Source organism: Pseudomonas palleroniana (genome assembly GCF_003031675.1).
GTDB classification, from domain to species: Bacteria; Pseudomonadota; Gammaproteobacteria; order Pseudomonadales; family Pseudomonadaceae; genus Aquipseudomonas; species Aquipseudomonas palleroniana.
In genome coordinates this window covers 41,694-59,549 of sequence record NZ_PYWX01000053.1, presented here as the reverse complement: position 1 = coordinate 59,549, position 17,856 = coordinate 41,694, and the positions used below count along the sequence as shown (strand labels likewise).

The 17,856-nt window shown below is 62.5% G+C and carries 14 protein-coding genes; 9 read left to right on the top strand and 5 right to left on the bottom strand.

Annotation, left to right across the window (positions count from 1 at the left end; genetic code table 11):
- Positions 1 to 6: 6 nt before the first annotated feature.
- Entirely contained in the window at positions 7 to 528 is a 522-nt protein-coding gene (locus C9383_RS18240; RefSeq protein WP_060755267.1) for a DUF3299 domain-containing protein, read from the top strand.
- Between the two features lie 95 nt (positions 529 to 623).
- A complete protein-coding gene (locus tag C9383_RS18235) occupies positions 624 to 1,322 on the top strand; it encodes an OmpW/AlkL family protein (RefSeq protein ID WP_060755268.1) in 699 nt (232 codons plus the stop codon).
- Positions 1,323 to 1,475: 153 nt separating this feature from the next.
- Here the strand turns inward: C9383_RS18235 and C9383_RS18230 are convergent, their stop codons facing one another.
- Positions 1,476 to 2,360, bottom strand: coding sequence for a sugar nucleotide-binding protein (locus tag C9383_RS18230; protein ID WP_090365586.1), 885 nt, complete (start codon positions 2,358 to 2,360; stop codon positions 1,476 to 1,478).
- Between the two features lie 142 nt (positions 2,361 to 2,502).
- Between C9383_RS18230 and C9383_RS18225 the strand changes: the two genes are divergently transcribed.
- Positions 2,503 to 6,750, top strand: coding sequence for an Lhr family helicase (locus C9383_RS18225; protein ID WP_090365585.1), 4,248 nt, complete (start codon positions 2,503 to 2,505; stop codon positions 6,748 to 6,750).
- Positions 6,751 to 6,812: 62 nt separating this feature from the next.
- On the opposite strand, the gene C9383_RS18220 is transcribed toward C9383_RS18225, so the two are convergent.
- Positions 6,813 to 8,930: a mechanosensitive ion channel family protein gene (locus tag C9383_RS18220; RefSeq protein WP_090365583.1), complete on the bottom strand. Its 2,118-nt coding sequence runs from the start codon at positions 8,928 to 8,930 to the stop codon at positions 6,813 to 6,815.
- A gap of 173 nt (positions 8,931 to 9,103) precedes the next feature.
- Here C9383_RS18220 and C9383_RS18215 point away from each other — a divergent pair, with 173 nt between their 5' ends.
- The 5 genes from C9383_RS18215 to C9383_RS18195 all read left to right on the top strand — a co-directional run bounded on the left by C9383_RS18215 (position 9,104) and on the right by C9383_RS18195 (position 14,358).
- Positions 9,104 to 10,306: an MFS transporter gene (locus C9383_RS18215; RefSeq protein ID WP_090365582.1), complete on the top strand. Its 1,203-nt coding sequence runs from the start codon at positions 9,104 to 9,106 to the stop codon at positions 10,304 to 10,306.
- Positions 10,307 to 10,453: 147 nt separating this feature from the next.
- Positions 10,454 to 11,380 carry a DUF72 domain-containing protein gene (locus C9383_RS18210; RefSeq protein ID WP_090365580.1) on the top strand — a complete coding sequence of 309 codons (927 nt, stop codon included), beginning with the start codon at positions 10,454 to 10,456 and terminating at the stop codon, positions 11,378 to 11,380.
- Positions 11,377 to 12,153, top strand: coding sequence for an endonuclease/exonuclease/phosphatase family protein (locus C9383_RS18205; protein ID WP_090365579.1), 777 nt, complete (start codon positions 11,377 to 11,379; stop codon positions 12,151 to 12,153). The genes C9383_RS18210 and C9383_RS18205 overlap by 4 nt, the downstream gene beginning before the upstream one ends.
- Complete coding sequence (gene clsB, locus C9383_RS18200) at positions 12,150 to 13,412, top strand: cardiolipin synthase ClsB (RefSeq protein WP_090365577.1); 1,263 nt, start codon at positions 12,150 to 12,152, stop codon at positions 13,410 to 13,412. Before C9383_RS18205 ends, clsB begins: the two co-directional genes overlap by 4 nt.
- The gene (locus C9383_RS18195; RefSeq protein ID WP_090365575.1) at positions 13,402 to 14,358 is read left to right on the top strand and encodes a lysylphosphatidylglycerol synthase domain-containing protein; all 957 of its coding nucleotides are present in this window, start codon (positions 13,402 to 13,404) and stop codon (positions 14,356 to 14,358) included. The genes clsB and C9383_RS18195 overlap by 11 nt, the downstream gene beginning before the upstream one ends.
- A 5-nt stretch (positions 14,359 to 14,363) precedes the next feature.
- Here C9383_RS18195 and C9383_RS18190 read toward each other — a convergent pair whose 3' ends face one another.
- Both C9383_RS18190 and C9383_RS18185 read right to left on the bottom strand, forming a co-directional pair.
- Positions 14,364 to 15,119: an alpha/beta hydrolase family protein gene (locus C9383_RS18190; protein ID WP_090365574.1), complete on the bottom strand. Its 756-nt coding sequence runs from the start codon at positions 15,117 to 15,119 to the stop codon at positions 14,364 to 14,366.
- Positions 15,109 to 16,218, bottom strand: coding sequence for a DUF3182 family protein (locus C9383_RS18185; RefSeq protein ID WP_090365572.1), 1,110 nt, complete (start codon positions 16,216 to 16,218; stop codon positions 15,109 to 15,111). Before C9383_RS18185 ends, C9383_RS18190 begins: the two co-directional genes overlap by 11 nt.
- A 207-nt stretch (positions 16,219 to 16,425) precedes the next feature.
- On the opposite strand from C9383_RS18185, the gene C9383_RS18180 reads away from it, so the two are divergent.
- The gene (locus C9383_RS18180) at positions 16,426 to 16,989 is read left to right on the top strand and encodes a cysteine hydrolase family protein (protein ID WP_090365571.1); all 564 of its coding nucleotides are present in this window, start codon (positions 16,426 to 16,428) and stop codon (positions 16,987 to 16,989) included.
- 21 nt (positions 16,990 to 17,010) lie between these two features.
- On the opposite strand, the gene tam is transcribed toward C9383_RS18180, so the two are convergent.
- Positions 17,011 to 17,772 carry a trans-aconitate 2-methyltransferase gene (gene tam / locus C9383_RS18175; RefSeq protein ID WP_090365569.1) on the bottom strand — a complete coding sequence of 254 codons (762 nt, stop codon included), beginning with the start codon at positions 17,770 to 17,772 and terminating at the stop codon, positions 17,011 to 17,013.
- Positions 17,773 to 17,856 lie beyond the last annotated feature (84 nt).

The window sequence follows — 17,856 nt, the reverse complement described above, 5'->3', positions numbered from 1 at the left end:
GCTTCGATGCGTCGTGCCCTGTTTGCGCTGTTGCTGCTGGTGAGCGTGCCCGCCTGGTCCGCCGACCAGCCCAAGGACCTGTCCTGGCAGGAGATGATCCCGCCGGATGCGCCACCGGAAATCCCCAACATGAAACCGTTGCACGACCTGTCGAACATGGCCGATGCCTTGTCGGTCGAGGCGGCGCCCGCGGCCAAGCAGGAACTGCCCAACGCGCCGGTGGTGCAAAGCCTGGACGGCCAGCATATCCGTTTGCCGGGTTATATCGTGCCGCTGGAAGTCAGCGAAGAAGGCCGCACCACCGAGTTTCTGCTGGTGCCGTATTTCGGCGCCTGCATTCACGTACCGCCGCCGCCGTCGAACCAGATCGTGCATGTGAAAAGCGAAATCGGCGTGAAGCTCGATGAGCTCTACCAACCGTATTGGATCGAGGGTTCAATGCAGGTCAAACCCTCCACCAGCGAGTTGGCGGATGCCGGTTACCAGATGGATGCCGAGAAGATTTACGTCTACGAACTGCCGGACTAGCGCTGATTGCCCATTCATTGAGCTGAGTCAAAAGATCGAACGGAACGATCTTTACCATTGGACGTACAACTTTTAAACGTCCTTTTGGAGCTCCCATGAACAAGTCCCTGCTCGGCGCGTCCCTCTTCGCGCTCGCCCTCGCCGCCCCTGCCGTCCACGCTCACGAAGCGGGCGACATTCTGGTTCGCGCCGGTGCTATCACCGTGAACCCGAAGGCTGACAGCGGCCACGTGAAAGTTGACCAGGGCCCATTGGCGGGCACCAACCTGGGCGGCAAGGCGACCATGAGCAGCGACACCCAGCTGGGCTTGAACTTCGCCTACATGCTGACCAACCACGTCGGTATCGAACTGCTGGCCGCCACTCCGTTCGAGCATGACGTGAAGATCAAAAACACCGCCCTGGGCGCCGCCAACGGCAAGCTCGGCACCTTGAAACACCTGCCGCCGACCCTGAGCGTCGTGTACTACCCGCTGGACAGCAAGTCGGCGTTCCAACCCTACGTGGGCGCTGGTATCAACTACACCTGGATCTACGACGAACACGTCGGCAGCCGTGCACAGCAAGCCGGTTTCAGCAACTTCAAGGCCGAGAACTCCTGGGGCTGGGCCGCGCAGATCGGCGCCGACTACATGATCAACGACAAGTGGATGATCAACGCCCAGGCGCGCTACATCGACATCAGCACCAAGGCGACCGTGGACAACAACGCGCTGGGCCAAGGCACTCGCGCCAAGGTGAATGTGGACGTGGACCCGATGGTCTACATGGTGGGTATCGGCTACAAGTTCTAAGCAACACCGTATCACCCTGTGGGAGGGGATTGTGGGAGGGGGCTTGCTCCCGATTGCGGTGCATCAGTCAAATGTATATTGGCTGACGCACTGCAATCGGGAGCAAGCCCCCTCCCACATTTGGAGCTTTCCCACATTCGGTTTTGTGGTGGGTCAGGTGTGGCGGTAATAGCGGTCCAGCAATGCCGGCAGCCCCGCCCGCCACGCCCGTGGCTTGATGCCGAAGGTGTGCAGGATTTTCTTGCAGGCCAGCACCGCATGTTGCGGCTCATCGCTCGCATCCGGCCGTGCCGCGTGGGCCTGGGCGGTGGGTGATTCGATGGCCAGCGCGTGATAATTGCGCGCTTCGGTGAGGATCGCCTGGCCCAGGGCCAACGGCGTGGTCGCCTCTTGGCCGGCGTAGTGATAGGTGCCCCACAGCGGTGCCGCGCAATCGAGTTGCTTGAGCACTGAAATGATCACCCGCGCAGCGTCATCCACCGGCGTCGGGTTGCCGCGACGGTCGTCAGCCATCAACAACTCATCGGTTTTTTCGGCACGGGCCAGGAAGCGCCCCAGGGTGCCCTCCACACTGTCATCCAGCAGCCAGCCAAACCGCAGCAACACATGCTGCGGGCAGGTCGCACGCACGCTCTGTTCAATACGCCACAACGCCTGGCCGCGCAGGCCCAAAGGCACCGGCTCGTCTTTTTCGCTGTAGGCGGTGGCGCGGGAACCGTCGAACACGCGGTAGCTGGACGGTTGCAGCAAGGTGATGCCGTGGTGCTGGCACAGTTCAGCCAGGCGTTCGATGGCGAACTCCTGGGCGGCCAGACGGCTTTCGCTGACGGCCTCGGCCTGGAACCAGTCGAAATAGTAGGCGAGGTTGATCAACGCATCGGGACGGGTGTCGTCGAGCAGTTGGGTGAGGCTCGCGGCATCCCAGCCATCTTGGGGCGGTTTGGGTGCGAGGAAACCGATGTCTTCCTCTGCACCGAGGCGAATCAGCGCCTGCCCGAGGGCATTCCCGCCGCCCAGTAACATAAGGCGCATTCGCATAGATTGAGCAGGCCCGGTCTGTGTGGAACGAAGGTTTTTGGATATTTGTAAGAATCGTTGCATTTTGCGGGTTTATCGCGCAACCGTCACGGATAAAAGTGTGGGGTTGCAACTTGTCGGGGCCGGCGCCATAACTGACTGCATGAACCTTCCTGAATCCACGGACACGGCCCTGGACGGCTTCCACCCCGCCGTCAGCGCCTGGTTCCGCAGTACCTTCCCCTCGGTGACCGATGCGCAGGCCCAGGCCTGGCCGCTGATCCGCCAGCGCCGCTCAACCCTGATCGCCGCGCCCACCGGCTCCGGCAAGACGCTGACCGCCTTCCTGGCGGTGCTCGATGACCTCGTCCATCAGGGCCTGGCCCATGGCGGGCAACTGCCGGATGCAACGCTGGTGGTGTATGTGTCGCCGCTCAAGGCGCTGTCCAACGACATCCAGATCAACCTGCAAAACCCCTTGGCGGGCATCACCGCACAGTTACAGCGCCAGGGCTTGCCGCCATTGGTGATCCGCACCGCCGTGCGCACCGGCGACACCCCGCAAAAAGACCGCGCCCTGATGCGCAAGCGCCCGCCGCATATCCTGGTGACCACCCCCGAATCGCTGTATGTACTGCTGGGCTCGGACTCCGGCCGGCAGATGCTGGGCAGCACCCGCACGGTGATCGTCGATGAGATCCACGCCATTGCCGCCAGCAAGCGCGGCAGCCACCTGGCGTTAAGCCTGGAGCGCCTGCAAGGGCTGTGCACCGAACCGCTGACGCGGATCGGCCTGTCGGCCACGCAAAAACCTATCGAGGCGGTCTCGCGCTTTCTGGTGGGCACGGGGCGCGCGTGCGCCATCGTCGATATCGGTCATGCACGGGCTCGCGACCTGGATATCGAAGTGCCGCCAGTGCCGCTTTCGGCGGTGATGGCCAACGATGTGTGGGAATTGGTCTACGACCGCCTCGCCACACTGGCCCGCGAACACCGCACCACCCTGATATTCGTCAATACCCGGCGCCTGGCCGAACGCCTGGCGCGGCATTTGAGCGAGCGCCTGGGCAAGGCTGCCGTGGCCGCGCACCATGGCAGCCTGGCCAAGGAGCTGCGCCTGGACGCCGAGCAGCGGCTCAAGGCCGGCGAGTTGCAAGTACTGATTGCCACGGCGTCGCTGGAACTGGGCATTGATATCGGCGACGTGGACCTGGTGTGCCAGATCGGCTCACCCGGTTCGATCAACGGCTTTCTGCAACGGGTTGGCCGTTCCGGGCATCAGGTCGGCGGCACGCCCAAGGGCCGTCTGTTTGCCACTACCCGCGATGACTTGATCGAATGCGCCGCCCTGCTCGACTGCGTCAGGCGGGGCGAGCTGGATACGCTGCAGATTCCCGTGGCGCCGCTGGACGTACTGGCCCAGCAGATCATCGCCGAAGTCAGCGCCCAGGAATGGCCGGAACAGGCGCTGCTCGACCTGGTTCGTCGTGCCTCACCCTACGCCGCGCTGGATGAGCGCCATTATCAGGCGCTGCTGCATATGCTCAGCGACGGCTATAACGGGCGCCAAGGCATCCGCAGCGCCTACCTGCACCGCGACGCGGTCACCCATACCCTGCGCGGTCGCCGGGGCGCCCGGCTGACGGCCGTCACCAGCGGCGGCACCATCCCCGACAACGCCGACTACAGCGTGCTGCTCGAACCCCAGGGCTTGAATATCGGCAGCGTCAATGAGGACTTCGCGGTGGAAAGCATCGCCGGGGATATCTTTCAGCTCGGCAATACGTCCTACCGAATTGTGCGCGTGGACGCCGGCAAGGTGCGCGTCGAGGATGCCCACGGCCAGCCACCGACCATTCCTTTCTGGCTCGGCGAAGCGCCTGGGCGCAGCAACGAGCTGTCGGCGGCGGTGGCGCGCTTGCAGGGGCAACTGGACGCCCTGCTCGGCGCCAGCCCGGGCGACTTGCAAGCCGCGCTGGGCTGGCTCACCGACACCCTCGGCCTGAACCGCGCCAGCGCCGAGCAGATTCTCGATTACCTGGCCCGCGCGCGCCTGGCACTGAGTGCCTTGCCGTCCCAGGACACGTTGATCATGGAGCGCTTTTTCGACGAGTCCGGCGGCACTCAACTGATCATCCACACACCGTTCGGCAGCCGCCTCAACCGCGCCTGGGGCCTGGCCCTGCGCAAGCGGTTTTGTCGCACGTTCAATTTCGAGTTGCAGGCCGCCGCCAGTGAAAATGCCATCGTGCTGTCGCTGTCCACCAGCCACAGCTTTGCGCTGGATGAGGTGTGGCGGTATCTCAACAGCCACAGCGCCGAGCACATCCTGATCCAGGCCGTGCTGGATGCGCCGTTGTTCGGCGTGCGCTGGCGCTGGAACGCCGGCGTGGCCCTGGCGTTGCCGAGGTTTACCGGTGGGCGCAAGGTGGCGCCGCAGATCCAGCGCATGAAAAGCGAAGACCTGATCGCCAGCGTGTTCCCCGACCAGATCGCCTGCCTGGAGAACCTGGCCGGGGAGCGCGAAGTCCCCGACCACCCACTGGTCGAACAAACCCTCGACGACTGCCTGCACGAAGCCATGGACAGCGATGCCTGGCTGGCCCTGCTGCGACGCATGGAGCGCGGCGAGGTGCGCCTGATCAGCCGCGACCTGCCGGCGCCCTCGCCCATGGCCGCCGAAATCCTCAGTGCCCGCCCCTACACCTTTCTCGACGACGCCCCGCTGGAAGAACGCCGCACCCAGGCCGTGCTCAACCGGCGCTGGAGCGACCCGCAGAGTACCGACGACCTCGGTGCGCTGGACGCCGACGCTATCGCCGGCGTGCGTGAAGAAGCCTGGCCGGCGCCCAACGGCCCGGATGAAATGCATGAGGCACTGATGAGCCTGGCGTGTATCGCCGCCCGTGAAGTCACGCCGCAATGGGCCGCGTGGCTGCAGGCCTTGGCCCAGGCTGGGCGCGCCTATCCGTTGCCCAACGGCCTGTGGGTGGCCGTGGAACGCTTGAGTTGCTTGCAGGCGATCTATCCCGGCAACTGGCCGTTGCTGCCGGGCTTCGATGAACCCTGGAGCTATGATGAAGCGGTGGTAGAAGTGCTGCGCGCACGCCTGAGTGGCTTCGGCCCGTTGAGCCTGAGCGAAATCGCCGCGCCCCTGGAACTGCCGGTGAGCGATGTCACCCAGGCGCTGGCGCGTCTGGAGCAGGAAGGCTATGTGCTGCGCGGTCGCTTCAGCCCCGGCGCCAACGCAGAACAATGGTGCGAACGGCATTTGCTCGCGCGCATTCATCGCTACACGGTCAAGCGCCTGCGCCGCGAAATCGAACCGGTGGCGTTGCAGGACTTCATGCGTTTTCTGTTTGATTGGCAGCACCTGTCCACCGCCACACGCGGCCAGGGCAGCGCCATGTTGGCGCAAGTCATGGCCCAGTTCGAAGGCTATGCCGCAGCCGCATCCGCCTGGGACACCGACTTGCTCAGCGCGCGACTCAAGGACTACACCTGCACCTGGCTCGATGAACTGTGCCGCAGCGGCAAGCTGGTGTGGATGCGTTTGAGTAACAAGGCCGCCGCGAGCGCATTGCGCAGTACCCCGGTCGTGCTGTTGCCACGCAGCCAGGCGCCATTGTGGAGTGGGCTGACCGAACTGACCGACAGCGCGACGTTGTCGCCCAAGGCGCAGAAAGTCCACCAAGCCCTGCGTGAACAGGGCGCGCTGTTTTTTGATGAACTGGTGCATGAAGCTCACCTGCTGCGCAGTGAACTGGAAACCGCATTACAGGAACTGGTGGGTGCCGGGTTGGTGAATGCCGACAGCTTTGCCGGGCTGCGTGCGCTGACCACTCCCGTCAGCAAACGCCAGGCGCGCAGCAGCCGGCGTGGGCGTGGCGCCTTTGTCGGTGGCATGGACGATGCCGGCCGTTGGGCCTTGGTGCGCCGTTCAACCAGCGCCGCCGGCGCGCATTCGGCCGAAACGCTGGAGCATGTGGCGATGACGCTGCTGCGCCGTTATGGCGTGGTGTTCTGGCGTTTGCTGGAGCGCGAGGCGGAGTGGCTGCCGAGCTGGCGGGAGTTGCTGCGCACCTTTCACCGGCTGGAGGCGCGTGGGGAAATCCGTGGTGGACGCTTTGTCAGTGGCTTGGCGGGGGAACAGTTTGCGTTGCCGGAGGCGATCCCGTTACTGCGCGAAGTACGCCGCAGGCCACACGACGGCAGCCTGGTTGCCGTATGTGGCGCGGACCCGTTGAACCTGGTCGGTACCCTGTTGCCGGGGAGCAAGGTGCCGGCACTAAGCGGGAACCGGATCGTGTACCGCGACGGGTTGCCCGCAGCGGTGCTGGTGAGTGGCAAGCAGCAACTGCTGGTGGATACGGATCAGCAGGCGGTGCAGGAGAAGTTGATCAGGCATTGAAATGGGGGGGCCTCATCGGGAGCCCCCTCCCACAAGGGGAATGTCAGAAAAAAACGACCCGGTCATTGAGGGCGCGGTTGTTCGGTCAGTACCCCTGACGCCGGTGCCTCTTCATCCGGCTCATCCACCTGGGCGTTGCGCTTGGGCAACAGGACCTGCTGTGGATAAGTTTGCGCGAAGTGCACCTGCGCACAGTTATCCACAAGCTTTTTCAGGCGCTGGTTGAACGCACGGCTGACGGCATATTGGCCGCCCGACACCGTGCGGAACTGCGCAGTGAGCACCACGCCATTGAGGTCCATCTTGTCGACGCCGAAGACCTCCAGCGGCCCTTGCAGGTTGTACTTGAGGAACACGTCATCACGGATCGACTGCCCGGCCTCGCGGATCAGCTCCACGGCTTTATCCACGTCGGTGTCGTAGGTGAACTGCACCGAGAAGAACGCATAGGCAAATTGCCGCGACTGGTTGGTGACCGCCTTGATCTGCCCGAACGGCACCGAGTGCACAAAGCCTTTACCGTCGCGCAGGCGCAGGGTTCGGATGGTCAGCCCCTCGACCGTACCGGCGTGGCCGGAGTCCAGCACCACCCAATCGCCAATCGACAGGGTGTCTTCGATGATGATGAACAGGCCGGTGATCACGTCCTGCACCAATTGTTGGGAGCCAAAACCGATGGCCAGGCCGACCACACCGGCACCCGCCAACAGCGGCGCGACGTTGATCCCCAGATTGGCCATGGTGGTGATCGCGCAGATCACCACCAGGATGATTTTCACCGCATTGCGCAGCAGCGGCAGGATGGTTTTGACCCGCGTGCTCGGCTGGCGGCCGGAACGCTTGTTCACCGGTGGCTTCAACGCTTCCTGGATCGCCGTATCGAGGACCACCCAGAACAGCCAGGTCACCAGCAGGATCAGGCCGATACTGCTCAAGGAGTCACTGATCGCCCGGCCGACCGAGTTGCGCTGGGCAAATTCAAACAACGACACGCCCCAGATACGCCCGAGAATTTCGATAAACGCGATGGCCATGACAATGCGCAGGATCGCGTGCAACAGGCTGAGGAAGCGCTCCTTGTAGGCGCTGCTGCGCTGGATCGCCACTTGGCTGCGAGACTTGAACAGGTGTTGCAGCACCGTACTGAGGAACACCGTGCCAATCAGCAAGATCGTGGTGAACAAGGCGCAACGCAGGGCCTTCTGACTATCGTCGCCGGCACCGATCAGGTTGATCGCCGAGACCAACACCATCAACAGGATCGGCCAATACCACAAGCCGGAAAACACTCGCAGCGATTGTTGCAGCGCCGGGTGTTTCAGGCGCTGGGCCAATGGCCGATTGCGAATCAAATGAGCCACCGGTCGCCGTAGGCGTATCACCAGTACGCCAAAGATCACCGTGGCAAACAGCCCAGTGAACACGGCAATGCTGCTGGTGATATTGCCGCCCAGTTGCCGGGCGATCTGCGGGCTGGTCAAGGCATCGCTGAGGGCGGCCAGAAAGCCGATCAGGAACAACGGCCTGGGCGAGTAACCGCGAATAATCCGCACGGCCGCACGCTTATGCCCGACGTTGAACATGACGATGACGCACAACAACATCGAGGTGGAAAAAATGCCGCTGCTGGTGGCATAGGCGAAACACAGCGCCAGCGCACGCCCCACGGACGAGGGTAGAAAGTGGCTGACGTAAAGCGTCAGTGGCAGGCACACCAGTGCCGGCAGGGTGTAGGGCAGCACGTAACCCAGCAGCGCTTGCACGCGCCCACGCCGCTCAATGAAGCGCCGGCGACTCAAGCGCCGTACGATCAAGCGTCCCAGCAGCATCAACAGCGCAAAGGCGCCGCCCCATACCCCGGACAGCAGCAGGAAATCCCCGGCCACGCTCCACGGCGAGCGCTGGGCGGTCTGGTCGACCAGGCGCCCGACCTCATCCGCCGCACGGTCGGCGCGAAGGCGCCAGGCGTCGATGAGGTTTTGATTGAGGTCGAGTTTGTCTTGCACGTCGTCGATGCTCGAGCTGATGGCGCCGAGCAAGCCACCTTCCACCAACAGCTCCGGCTTGGCCGGTTCGGCAGGCGCCGCCGCCTGAGCCGGCGCAGTTGTGGCAGCTTGCAGCACGCCGTTGCCGAACAACAGCAGCGCACCGAGCAGTAATGCGGTCTTGAGAGTGGGCAAAACAGCGGCTCCTTCAGCAGGGTCTGTAAGGAACTGACGGGTTTGCGCCCTGATCGTTCCCCTCGCCTTACTTTTGCGCACGAGGCAAATATCAAATGCCAATCCTTGGCTTTTTCCGCACAAGCCAAACCCAGACACTGCGCTCCTGAATCAAACCCACCGGAGTTGCAGCCATGCCCATTGCCTTGCTCGCGCTGACCCTCAGCGCTTTCGCCATCGGGACGACCGAGTTCGTCATCGTTGGCCTGTTACCTACCATCGGCACCGACCTGGGTGTCGACCTGCCGTCCGCCGGCTTGTTGGTCAGCCTCTACGCCCTGGGCGTCGCCATCGGCGCGCCGGTGCTCACCGCCCTCACCGGCAAAGTGCCGCGCAAATTGCTGCTGCTGTCGTTGATGGTGCTGTTCACCCTCGGCAACCTGCTGGCCTGGCAGGCGCCGAGTTATGAGTCCCTGGTGCTGGCGCGGATCGTCACCGGCCTGGCCCATGGCGTGTTTTTCTCGATCGGCTCGACCATCGCCACCAGCCTTGTGCCCAAGGAAAAAGCCGCCAGCGCAATCGCCATCATGTTTACCGGCTTGACCGTCGCCCTGGTCACCGGCGTACCGCTGGGCACCTTCATCGGCCAGCATTTCGGCTGGCGTGAAACCTTCCTGGCCGTCTCGGCCCTGGGCGTCATCGCGTTTATCGGCAGCCTGATCTATGTGCCGAAAAACATCAGCCACAGCAAACCCGCGTCACTGCTGCAACAACTGCAAGTGCTCCAGCAACCGCGCCTGCTGCTGGTGTATGCCATGACCGCCATCGGCTACGGCGGCTCGTTTATCGCGTTCACCTTCCTGGCGCCGATCCTTCAGGATATCTCTGGCTTCAGCGCCAGCACGGTGAGCCTGGTGCTGCTGGTGTACGGCGTTTCGGTGGCCGCCGGGAATATCTGGGGCGGCAAGCTTGCCGATAAACGCGGCCCCATCAGTGCATTGAAAATCATCTTCGCCCTGCTCGCGGCGGTGTTGTTCATGCTGACGTTCACCGCAGCGAGCCCGTGGCTGGCCCTGGCCACCGTACTGGTGTGGGGCGCGGTCGCCTTCGGTAACGTGCCGGGCCTGCAGGTGTATGTGGTGCGCCAGGCTGAGCATCACACCCCGCAAGCGGTGGATGTGGCATCGGGGCTGAATATCGCCGCGTTTAACCTGGGTATCGCCGGTGGCGCCTGGGGCGGAGGTTTGATCGTGGCGCATATGGGGCTGATCCACACGGCCTGGATCGGTGGCCTGGTGGTGCTGGTGGCATTGGCACTGACGGCATGGAGTGGCCGACTGGACCGGTTGGGGCCGGTGTATGCCGAGTCGTCGAACCCTGTCGTCGCCGGGCACTGAAGCCGTCGCAGCGCAAACGCCAGGGGGAGCGGGCTTGCTCGCTCCCTCCTGGGTATGTGCCGTCTGTAGGAACGGGGAAACTTTCCGCCGAGTCTCTCAGTCATCCCTGAACAGCGGTCAACCGACCCATCATTCACGGGAGCAACCATGGCGGCGATACACATCGGCATTTCCGGCTGGCGCTACAAGCCTTGGCGCGGGGATTTCTACCCCGAGGGGCTGACCCAGAAACGTGAGTTGCAGTTTGCGTCACGCGCCGTCAACAGCATCGAAATCAACGGCTCGTTCTACGCGCTGCAAACACCCAAGCGCTACGCCGAGTGGTATGCGCAGACACCTGAAGACTTCCAGTTCAGCGTCAAGGCGCCGCGCTATATCACGCATATCCTGCGCCTGCGCGAGGTGCACAAGGCGATGGCCAATTTCTTCGCCTCAGGTGTACTGGAGCTGAAAGAAAAGCTTGGGCCGATCCTCTGGCAGTTCCCGCCCAGCTTCCAGTTCGACCCGCCACTGTTCGAAGCCTTCCTGGCCGAATTACCCACCGATACCCAACAAGCCGCCGCCCTCGCCCGCCAGCATGAGCCGCGCCTGAATGGCAAGGCGAGCATGCAACCCCATGGCAAGCGAGCGTTGCGCCACGCCGTGGAGATTCGCCATAAAAGCTTTGCGGTACCGGAATTCGTGCAGATGCTGGCAACACACGGCGTAGCGCTGGTGGTCGCAGACACCGCCGGCAAGTGGCCCTATCTCGAAGACGTCACCGCCAATTTCCTTTACCTGCGCTTGCACGGCGACAAAAAGCTGTACGCCAGCGGCTACAGCGACGAAGCCCTCAAGCGTTGGGGCGATCGCATCGAGTGCTGGGCGCAGGGCAAGCAACCGGCGGATGCGCATCTGGTCGCCCCGCAACGCAAGCCCCGCGCCCTTAAACAGCGCGAGGTCTTCTGCTTTTTCGACAATGACATCAAGGTGCGCGCGCCCTTTGATGCACGCCAATTGCTGCAGCGTTTCGGGCTGGACAAACACCTGGTGACAACGCCCGGCACATTGCCGGAGCCGGGGGTGTTGCCATGACCCAAGTGGAGCTGGTCCCTACCCCACCCACCACGGCCATCACGCATTTCACGGTGCTGACGGTGAATATCCACAAGGGCTTCACCGCGCTGAATCGACGCTTCATCCTGCCCGAGCTGCGTGAAGCGGTGCGCAGCGTCGGCGCCGATATGGTGTTCCTGCAGGAGATCCACGGCACGCACGAACGCCACCCCCAGCGCTACAGCGACTGGCCGAATATGCCGCAGTACGAGTTCCTCGCCGACAGCATCTGGCCGCAGTTCGCTTACGGGCGCAATGCGGTCTACCCCCATGGCGATCACGGCAACGCGCTGTTGTCGAAATTCCAGATCGTGCGCTACGACAACCTCGATATCTCGCAAAGCGGGCATGAAAACCGTGGCCTGCTGCATTGCGTGCTGCGCTTGCCGGGCACCGGGCAGGAAGTGCACGCGATCTGCATTCATTTAGGCTTGCGTGAGGTGCATCGCCAGCAGCAATTGCGCTTGCTGGAGCAGCGCATCAGCGAGATTCCCGCCACGGCGCCGCTGGTGGTGGCCGGCGATTTCAACGACTGGCGCCGGAAGGCCGACCTGAGCCAGAGCGGCCTTCAGGAAGTCTTCGTACAAGCCCTGGGCAAGCCTGCGCGTACATTCCCTGCACGCCTGCCTTTGCTGCCATTGGACCGAATTTACGTGCGCAATGTGAAGGTGCATAACCCCCGGGTACTGACGACACGGCCATGGTCCCACCTGTCGGACCATGTGCCGCTGTCGGTGGAGATCGAACTATGAACGTGGCCGTAGAGCATATTTCCACTGATCAGCCGCCAGACGAAGCCAAGGCCCGCGACCTGGATTACGGCTGGCAGAGCGGTAACCAGGTCGAGTTGCTGGAGAACGGCGAGGCGTACTTTCCACGGGTCTTCGATGCCTTGCGTAACGCCCGACGGGAGATCCTGTTGGAGACCTTCATCCTCTTCGAAGACAAGGTCGGCCATGAGCTCAAGGCCGTGCTGATCGAGGCCGCGAACCGTGGGGTGAAGGTAGTGGCCAGCCTGGATGGATTTGGTTGCGGCGAGCTGAGCCCGGCGTTCCTGGGGGAACTGGCCGAGGCCGGAGTGGTGGTGCAGATGTTCGACCCGGCGGCCAAGACGCTGGGCATTCGCACCAATTGGTTTCGTCGCCTGCACCGCAAGATTGTGGTGGTGGATGCCGAAGTCGCGTTCATCGGCGGCATCAATTTCTCTGCCGATCACTTGGGTGATTATGGCCCCGAGGCCAAGCAGGATTATGCGCTGCGCATTATCGGGCCGGCGGTGGCGGACCTGCATCATTTCGCGCTTGCGCAAAGTGGCCGCCAGGTACGCACGCGCCGCGGCTGGCGGCGGCGCCAGCAGAGGCCGTCGCTGTGGCACACCGAAAACGGCGATGGCCAGGTGCGCCTGATTTACCGCGATAACGTGCAGCACCGCGATGACATCGAAGAAGCCTACATCTACGCATTGAGCCAGGCACAACAGCGCGTGGTGATCGCCAACGCCTACTTTTTCCCTGGCTATCGCCTGTTGCGCGAAATCCGCAATGCCGCGCGCCGGGGCGTGCACGTGCAACTGATCATGCAGGGCCAGCCTGACGTGCTGTTGGCCAAACTGGCGGCGCGCACGCTCTATGGTTATCTGCTCAAGGACGGCGTGGTGATTCACGAGTACTGCGAGCGCCCGCTGCACGGCAAGGTGGCGCTGGTGGATGACGACTGGAGCACCGTGGGCTCAAGCAATCTGGACCCGCTGAGCCTGGCATTGAACCTGGAAGCCAATGTGCTGATCCGCGATCGTGCATTCAATCAGCATCTGTATGAGCGCCTGGAAAACCTGGCCAACAACCATTGCCGCACCCTGCCGGAAAACCGCAAGCAGCGCCTGTGGCTCTGGCGTTTGACCGTCGGGTTCCTGGTGTTTCATGTGATGCGGCATTTCCCGGCGCTGGCAGGCCGGTTGCCGAAACACAAGCCTCGACTCGAACCTTTTGAGGTCCAGCACCATGACATCTGATGCCCAAGGTTCGCGGTTCAAGCGCTGGAAAAAACCGCTGACCATCGCCTTTTTCCTGTTGCTGATCGTGCTGTTCACCTTGCTCGCACGGCGTATCGATTGGAGCGAAGTGGTCCAGACCCTGGGCGACTTCAAAGTGCGCACACTGGTGATCGCCAGCGCGCTGACGCTGTGCAGTTTCCTGGTGTACGCCAGCTTCGACCTGATCGGCCGCACCTATATTCGCCAGCCCCTGGTGTGGAAGCAGATTTTGCCGGTGGGCATCATCAGCTACGCGTTCAACCTCAACCTGAGTGCCTGGGTTGGCGGTATCGCCATGCGTTACCGGCTGTATTCGCGGCTGGGGGTCAGCACCGCCAATATTGCCAAGATCCTCGGCCTCAGCCTGGCGACCAACTGGTTCGGCTACATGGCGATAGCCGGGGTGATTTTCAGCAGCGGGCTGGTCAGCATGCCGCCCGGCTGGAAAGTCAGCAGTGCTGCGCTGCAAGGCATTGGTGCTGTGTTGGTGCTGGTCAGCCTCGGGTATCTGCTGGCCTGCCGGTATTCGAAAAAACGCGCCTGGACGATTCGCGGCATGGAAATCAACCTGCCGTCCCTGCGCATGGCGTGCTTGCAGTTGATGTTGGGGGCGCTGAACTGGTCGCTGATGGCTGCGGTGATCTTCACCCTGCTACCGGCCAAACTGGACTACCCACTGGTACTGGGCGTGCTGCTGATCAGCGCGATTGCCGGGGTGCTCACCCATATACCGGCCGGGCTGGGCGTACTGGAAGCGGTGTTCATTGCGCTGATGCAGCATGAGGCGTCGCGGGGCAGCTTGCTGGCGGGGTTGATCGCCTATCGGGCCATCTACTTTATTGTGCCGCTGTTGATCGCGCTGATGATGTACCTCGCCGTGGAAGCCAAGGCCAAGGCGCTCAGGGTCAAGAAGACACCCGCATGAACGCTCTACGGGGACTGGATGATACTCAACCGTTCGCCCACCACCATCTCGGTGACCCAGTCCACCAGGATTGAGGTGTAGGCCTGCTGGGACACCGGATCGCTGAGGGAATGGTCGGCCCCATCGATGATGCGATGCGTCAGGGAGTGCGTGTGCTGGCACGCCGCGCGGTAGCTCATGATCGTCGCGTGGGGCACATGGTCATCGGTTTCCGATTCGACAATCAGTACATCCCCGGTAAACACGGAACACGCGTGCAAGGCGCGATTGGTCTCGGCGTGAACCAGCGTACTGCGGTAATCCATCAGGTCGGCCTTATCCAGATCGCGTTTGGGCTTGAGCCATTCCTGGTCGCGGTACAGCGCAGGCACGCGCAGCGCCAGCCAGCGCACGGGGCGCAACGAGGTGAGTATCGCCGCGAGGTAGCCGCCGTAGCTGGTGCCCACCACGGCCACGGCCGAGGTATCGATTGCCGGGTGCGCCAGTAACCGATCGTAGGCCGCCAGCAGGTCGCGCAGGTTGTCTTCACGGGTCACTCGCGCCAATGGAATGCCACTACCGGCGTGGCCGCGCAGGTCGAAGGTCAGGCACACGCACCCCAGGCCGGCAATGCCTTTGGCGCGTTCAAGGTCGCGCTCCTGGCTACCGCCCCAGCCGTGCACAAACAATACCCCGGGTACTTTGGACTTGGGGCTCAGGAACGTAGCGCTCATCTGTTCGTCGTCAATGTCGATCGCAATGCTTTCGCTTCTAGCCGTCATAAGTTTTAACCGTCACGTACTTGAGAAGAAATTCGCTGTTTTGCGCCGGGCCGCGATACACCTCGATGGCGTCGGCGGGCAGCGGTTGGTCCTCGTAGGTTTCCACTGAGGACACACGGATCGCGCGCAGGCCGGGGTCGTTGATAAACGTTTGCAGGGCGGCGACTTCCGCACTGCTGGCCCCGCCCATGCGCCAGGATTGTTCAAGCACACCACTGCGACGCTGGCCATCGTTGTCCAGGCCCTGGGCGATGTCGTAGTTGCGCCGTGAAGCATAAAAACCGGGGTACGCCTCATCGGCCGCCGTGTCGAAAACCCTGGCTTGTACGATGGCTTCGCGCACGTCATCGGACAGTTCGAGCTGCAACAGGTCGTCGTAGCCTCCGGGTACCACCAACAGGTTGGAGCCGCCGTAGACGTTTTCGCCCTGCCCGTCTGTTGTCAGGTATTGCTCGCCGCAGTAGCTCAACACGTGACCGGCGATAAAACTCTGCCCCACGCTGTGGGTGACCACATCGTGCAGGTCCTGCTCCAGCACCATGCCTTCACTGAAACGTTGCGCGGCGTCGGGCCGTGCCAGCACCGCGTCGAATTCATCCACGCTGTGGATAACTTCCTGGCCACGCCCCGCGCAGGCATGCACGGGTTTCATGCGAATGGGCCCGCTGTAGAGCAAACGGGTCGCTGCAGGTCGTGCGTCTTCCAGGGCAAAGACACTCAAGCCGTCCAATACGACGGTTCGCACACGCTCGCAGAACAGCGTTGACCAACCTTCGGGGGTTTTGGCTTGCGGGCTGAGCACACCATGACTGATGGCTTTGGTGCAGATGAAATCGTGATCGACGTAGCCGCCCCACAGATCTTCCGGGCCATGGACATTGAGTGCGCGTGCCTGGGCCTGGCCCACCAGGGTTTGTGTGGGTAAAAGGTACAAGGCTCGTCCGGCATGCAACTCGGGGTCGTAGCTGCCACCGAATCTGAGCCCCAGAATCTGCGCCAGCCAGCGTGCCAGGGCACGGTTGGTTTCCACCTCGTGCAACGGCGCACCCTCGCGTGTGGAGTGAGCGACTACCAGCCTCTTGCGTTGAATCGGGGTCATGCGTCCCCCTTGGCCATCCCGCCATATATGTGGGGATAAGGTTGCAGGGATCACGCCAAGGCGCGCTGAAAAAGGACGTTTGTGAAATCAAGCAGTTGCAAAGAAAGCGATGGCAGTTAGCCTGTTTTATTCTGCACGACGCCGCTTTAAGGTGGTGGCGTTCTGCACGATTCTGCGCAGCCCATCATCCATCGCGAGGCAACATACATGGTCAAGCAAGCACTCATCCTGATCGATATCCAGAATGACTATTTCCCCCAGGGTAAGTGGCCGCTTGACGGCGTGGAGACTGCGGCGGACAAGGCCGCACAGGTACTGCAGGCGTTTCGCCAGAAAGGCGATGCGGTGATCCATGTGCGTCATGAGTTCACCTCCGACGACGCTCCGTTCTTCACGCCGGGCTCCGAGGGTGCCCACCTGCGCAGCAAAGTGCTGAATGAGGGCAACGAGCCGGTGGTACTCAAACACTTTGTGAACGCCTTTCGCCAGACTGACCTGCGCACCCTGCTGGAACAGCGCAGCATCACCGAACTGGTGGTGGTCGGCAGCATGAGCCATATGTGCATCGACGGCGTGGTACGGGCTGCCGCAGACCTGGGGTACAAGGTCACAGTGATTCATGACGCCTGTGCGACACGCGACCTGGAGTTCAACGGCCAACTGATTCCAGCGGCGCAGGTGCATGGGGCCTACATGGCGTCGCTGGCATTTGGTTATGCCGCCGTGATGTCGGCGGATGAGTACCTGGAGGCGCAAGCGGCGGCGGTGTGACCACCACTTGGCGTGGTTGCGTCAGCGGGTTGCGATAATGAACAGGCGCGGAAACGGCAGCAGCACGGTGCCATCGCCCAGGGCTGGGTAAGCCTGGGTAATCCGCGCCGTGTATTGCTGGAGGAAGTCAGCCCTTTCATCCTCGCTCAAAGGCGCGAGGAACGGCCTGAGGGCAGAGCCCTTGAACCATTCCACCACTGCGGCGTGATCCGCCAATGGGTGCTGGTAGGTGGTGCGCCATACATCCACTGTGCTGCAATGTTTGCTCAGCAATTCGTAGTAGTAGCTCGCGGTGTGGCGTTCATTGTGTTTGACCGCGCCGATCCTGGCGGACCACGGGCCATCTGCCGCCACTTCGCGGGCAAGCCGGTGGGCGGGTTCATCGAGGTTGTCCGGTGTTTGCACCGCCAGCGTGCCACCGGGCGTCAGTTGCCGGACCAGATGCGGGTAAAGCGTGGCGTGGTCGGGCAGCCATTGCAGGGACGCGTTAGCCAAAATCACATCGAAGGTTTGCGCAGGTTTCCAATCACCGATATCCGCCCGTTCGAAGTTCAGCGCGGGCAGCCGTTGACGGGCGTCCTTCAGCATGTCATCGGAGTTGTCCATACCGGTAATGCGAGCCTGCGAGTAGCGCTCGGCCAACACTTCAGTGGAGTTGCCAGGGCCACAACCCAGGTCGACGGCATTGCGCACTTGGGTATTGGGAATAGCCGCGACGAGATCGCGCACCGGACGTGTGCGCTGTTGTTCGAACATCGTGTATTGCTTGGCTGACCAGGTCATCGCGGCTTTCCTTCTTTTTGAGGTTGGCCACAGCCTAAATCTTGTGAGCCATGAGAACAAATGCCAGGATTGAAGCCCTCCCAT

Bases quoted from the DNA above. Each gene is read 5' to 3' on its own strand.
- C9383_RS18195 (WP_090365575.1), top strand. From the start codon at position 13,402: ATGACATCTGATGCCCAAGGTTCGCGGTTCAAGCGCTGGAAAAAACCG.
- C9383_RS18210 (WP_090365580.1), top strand. From the start codon at position 10,454: ATGGCGGCGATACACATCGGCATTTCCGGCTGGCGCTACAAGCCTTGG.
- C9383_RS18230 (WP_090365586.1), bottom strand. From the start codon at position 2,360: ATGCGAATGCGCCTTATGTTACTGGGCGGCGGGAATGCCCTCGGGCAG.
- C9383_RS18190 (WP_090365574.1), bottom strand. From the start codon at position 15,119: ATGACGGCTAGAAGCGAAAGCATTGCGATCGACATTGACGACGAACAG.
- C9383_RS18205 (WP_090365579.1), top strand. From the start codon at position 11,377: ATGACCCAAGTGGAGCTGGTCCCTACCCCACCCACCACGGCCATCACG.
- C9383_RS18235 (WP_060755268.1), top strand. From the start codon at position 624: ATGAACAAGTCCCTGCTCGGCGCGTCCCTCTTCGCGCTCGCCCTCGCC.
- C9383_RS18215 (WP_090365582.1), top strand. From the start codon at position 9,104: ATGCCCATTGCCTTGCTCGCGCTGACCCTCAGCGCTTTCGCCATCGGG.
- clsB (WP_090365577.1), top strand. From the start codon at position 12,150: ATGAACGTGGCCGTAGAGCATATTTCCACTGATCAGCCGCCAGACGAA.
- tam (WP_090365569.1), bottom strand. From the start codon at position 17,772: ATGACCTGGTCAGCCAAGCAATACACGATGTTCGAACAACAGCGCACA.
- C9383_RS18180 (WP_090365571.1), top strand. From the start codon at position 16,426: ATGGTCAAGCAAGCACTCATCCTGATCGATATCCAGAATGACTATTTC.
- C9383_RS18225 (WP_090365585.1), top strand. From the start codon at position 2,503: ATGAACCTTCCTGAATCCACGGACACGGCCCTGGACGGCTTCCACCCC.
- C9383_RS18240 (WP_060755267.1), top strand. From the start codon at position 7: ATGCGTCGTGCCCTGTTTGCGCTGTTGCTGCTGGTGAGCGTGCCCGCC.
- C9383_RS18185 (WP_090365572.1), bottom strand. From the start codon at position 16,218: ATGACCCCGATTCAACGCAAGAGGCTGGTAGTCGCTCACTCCACACGC.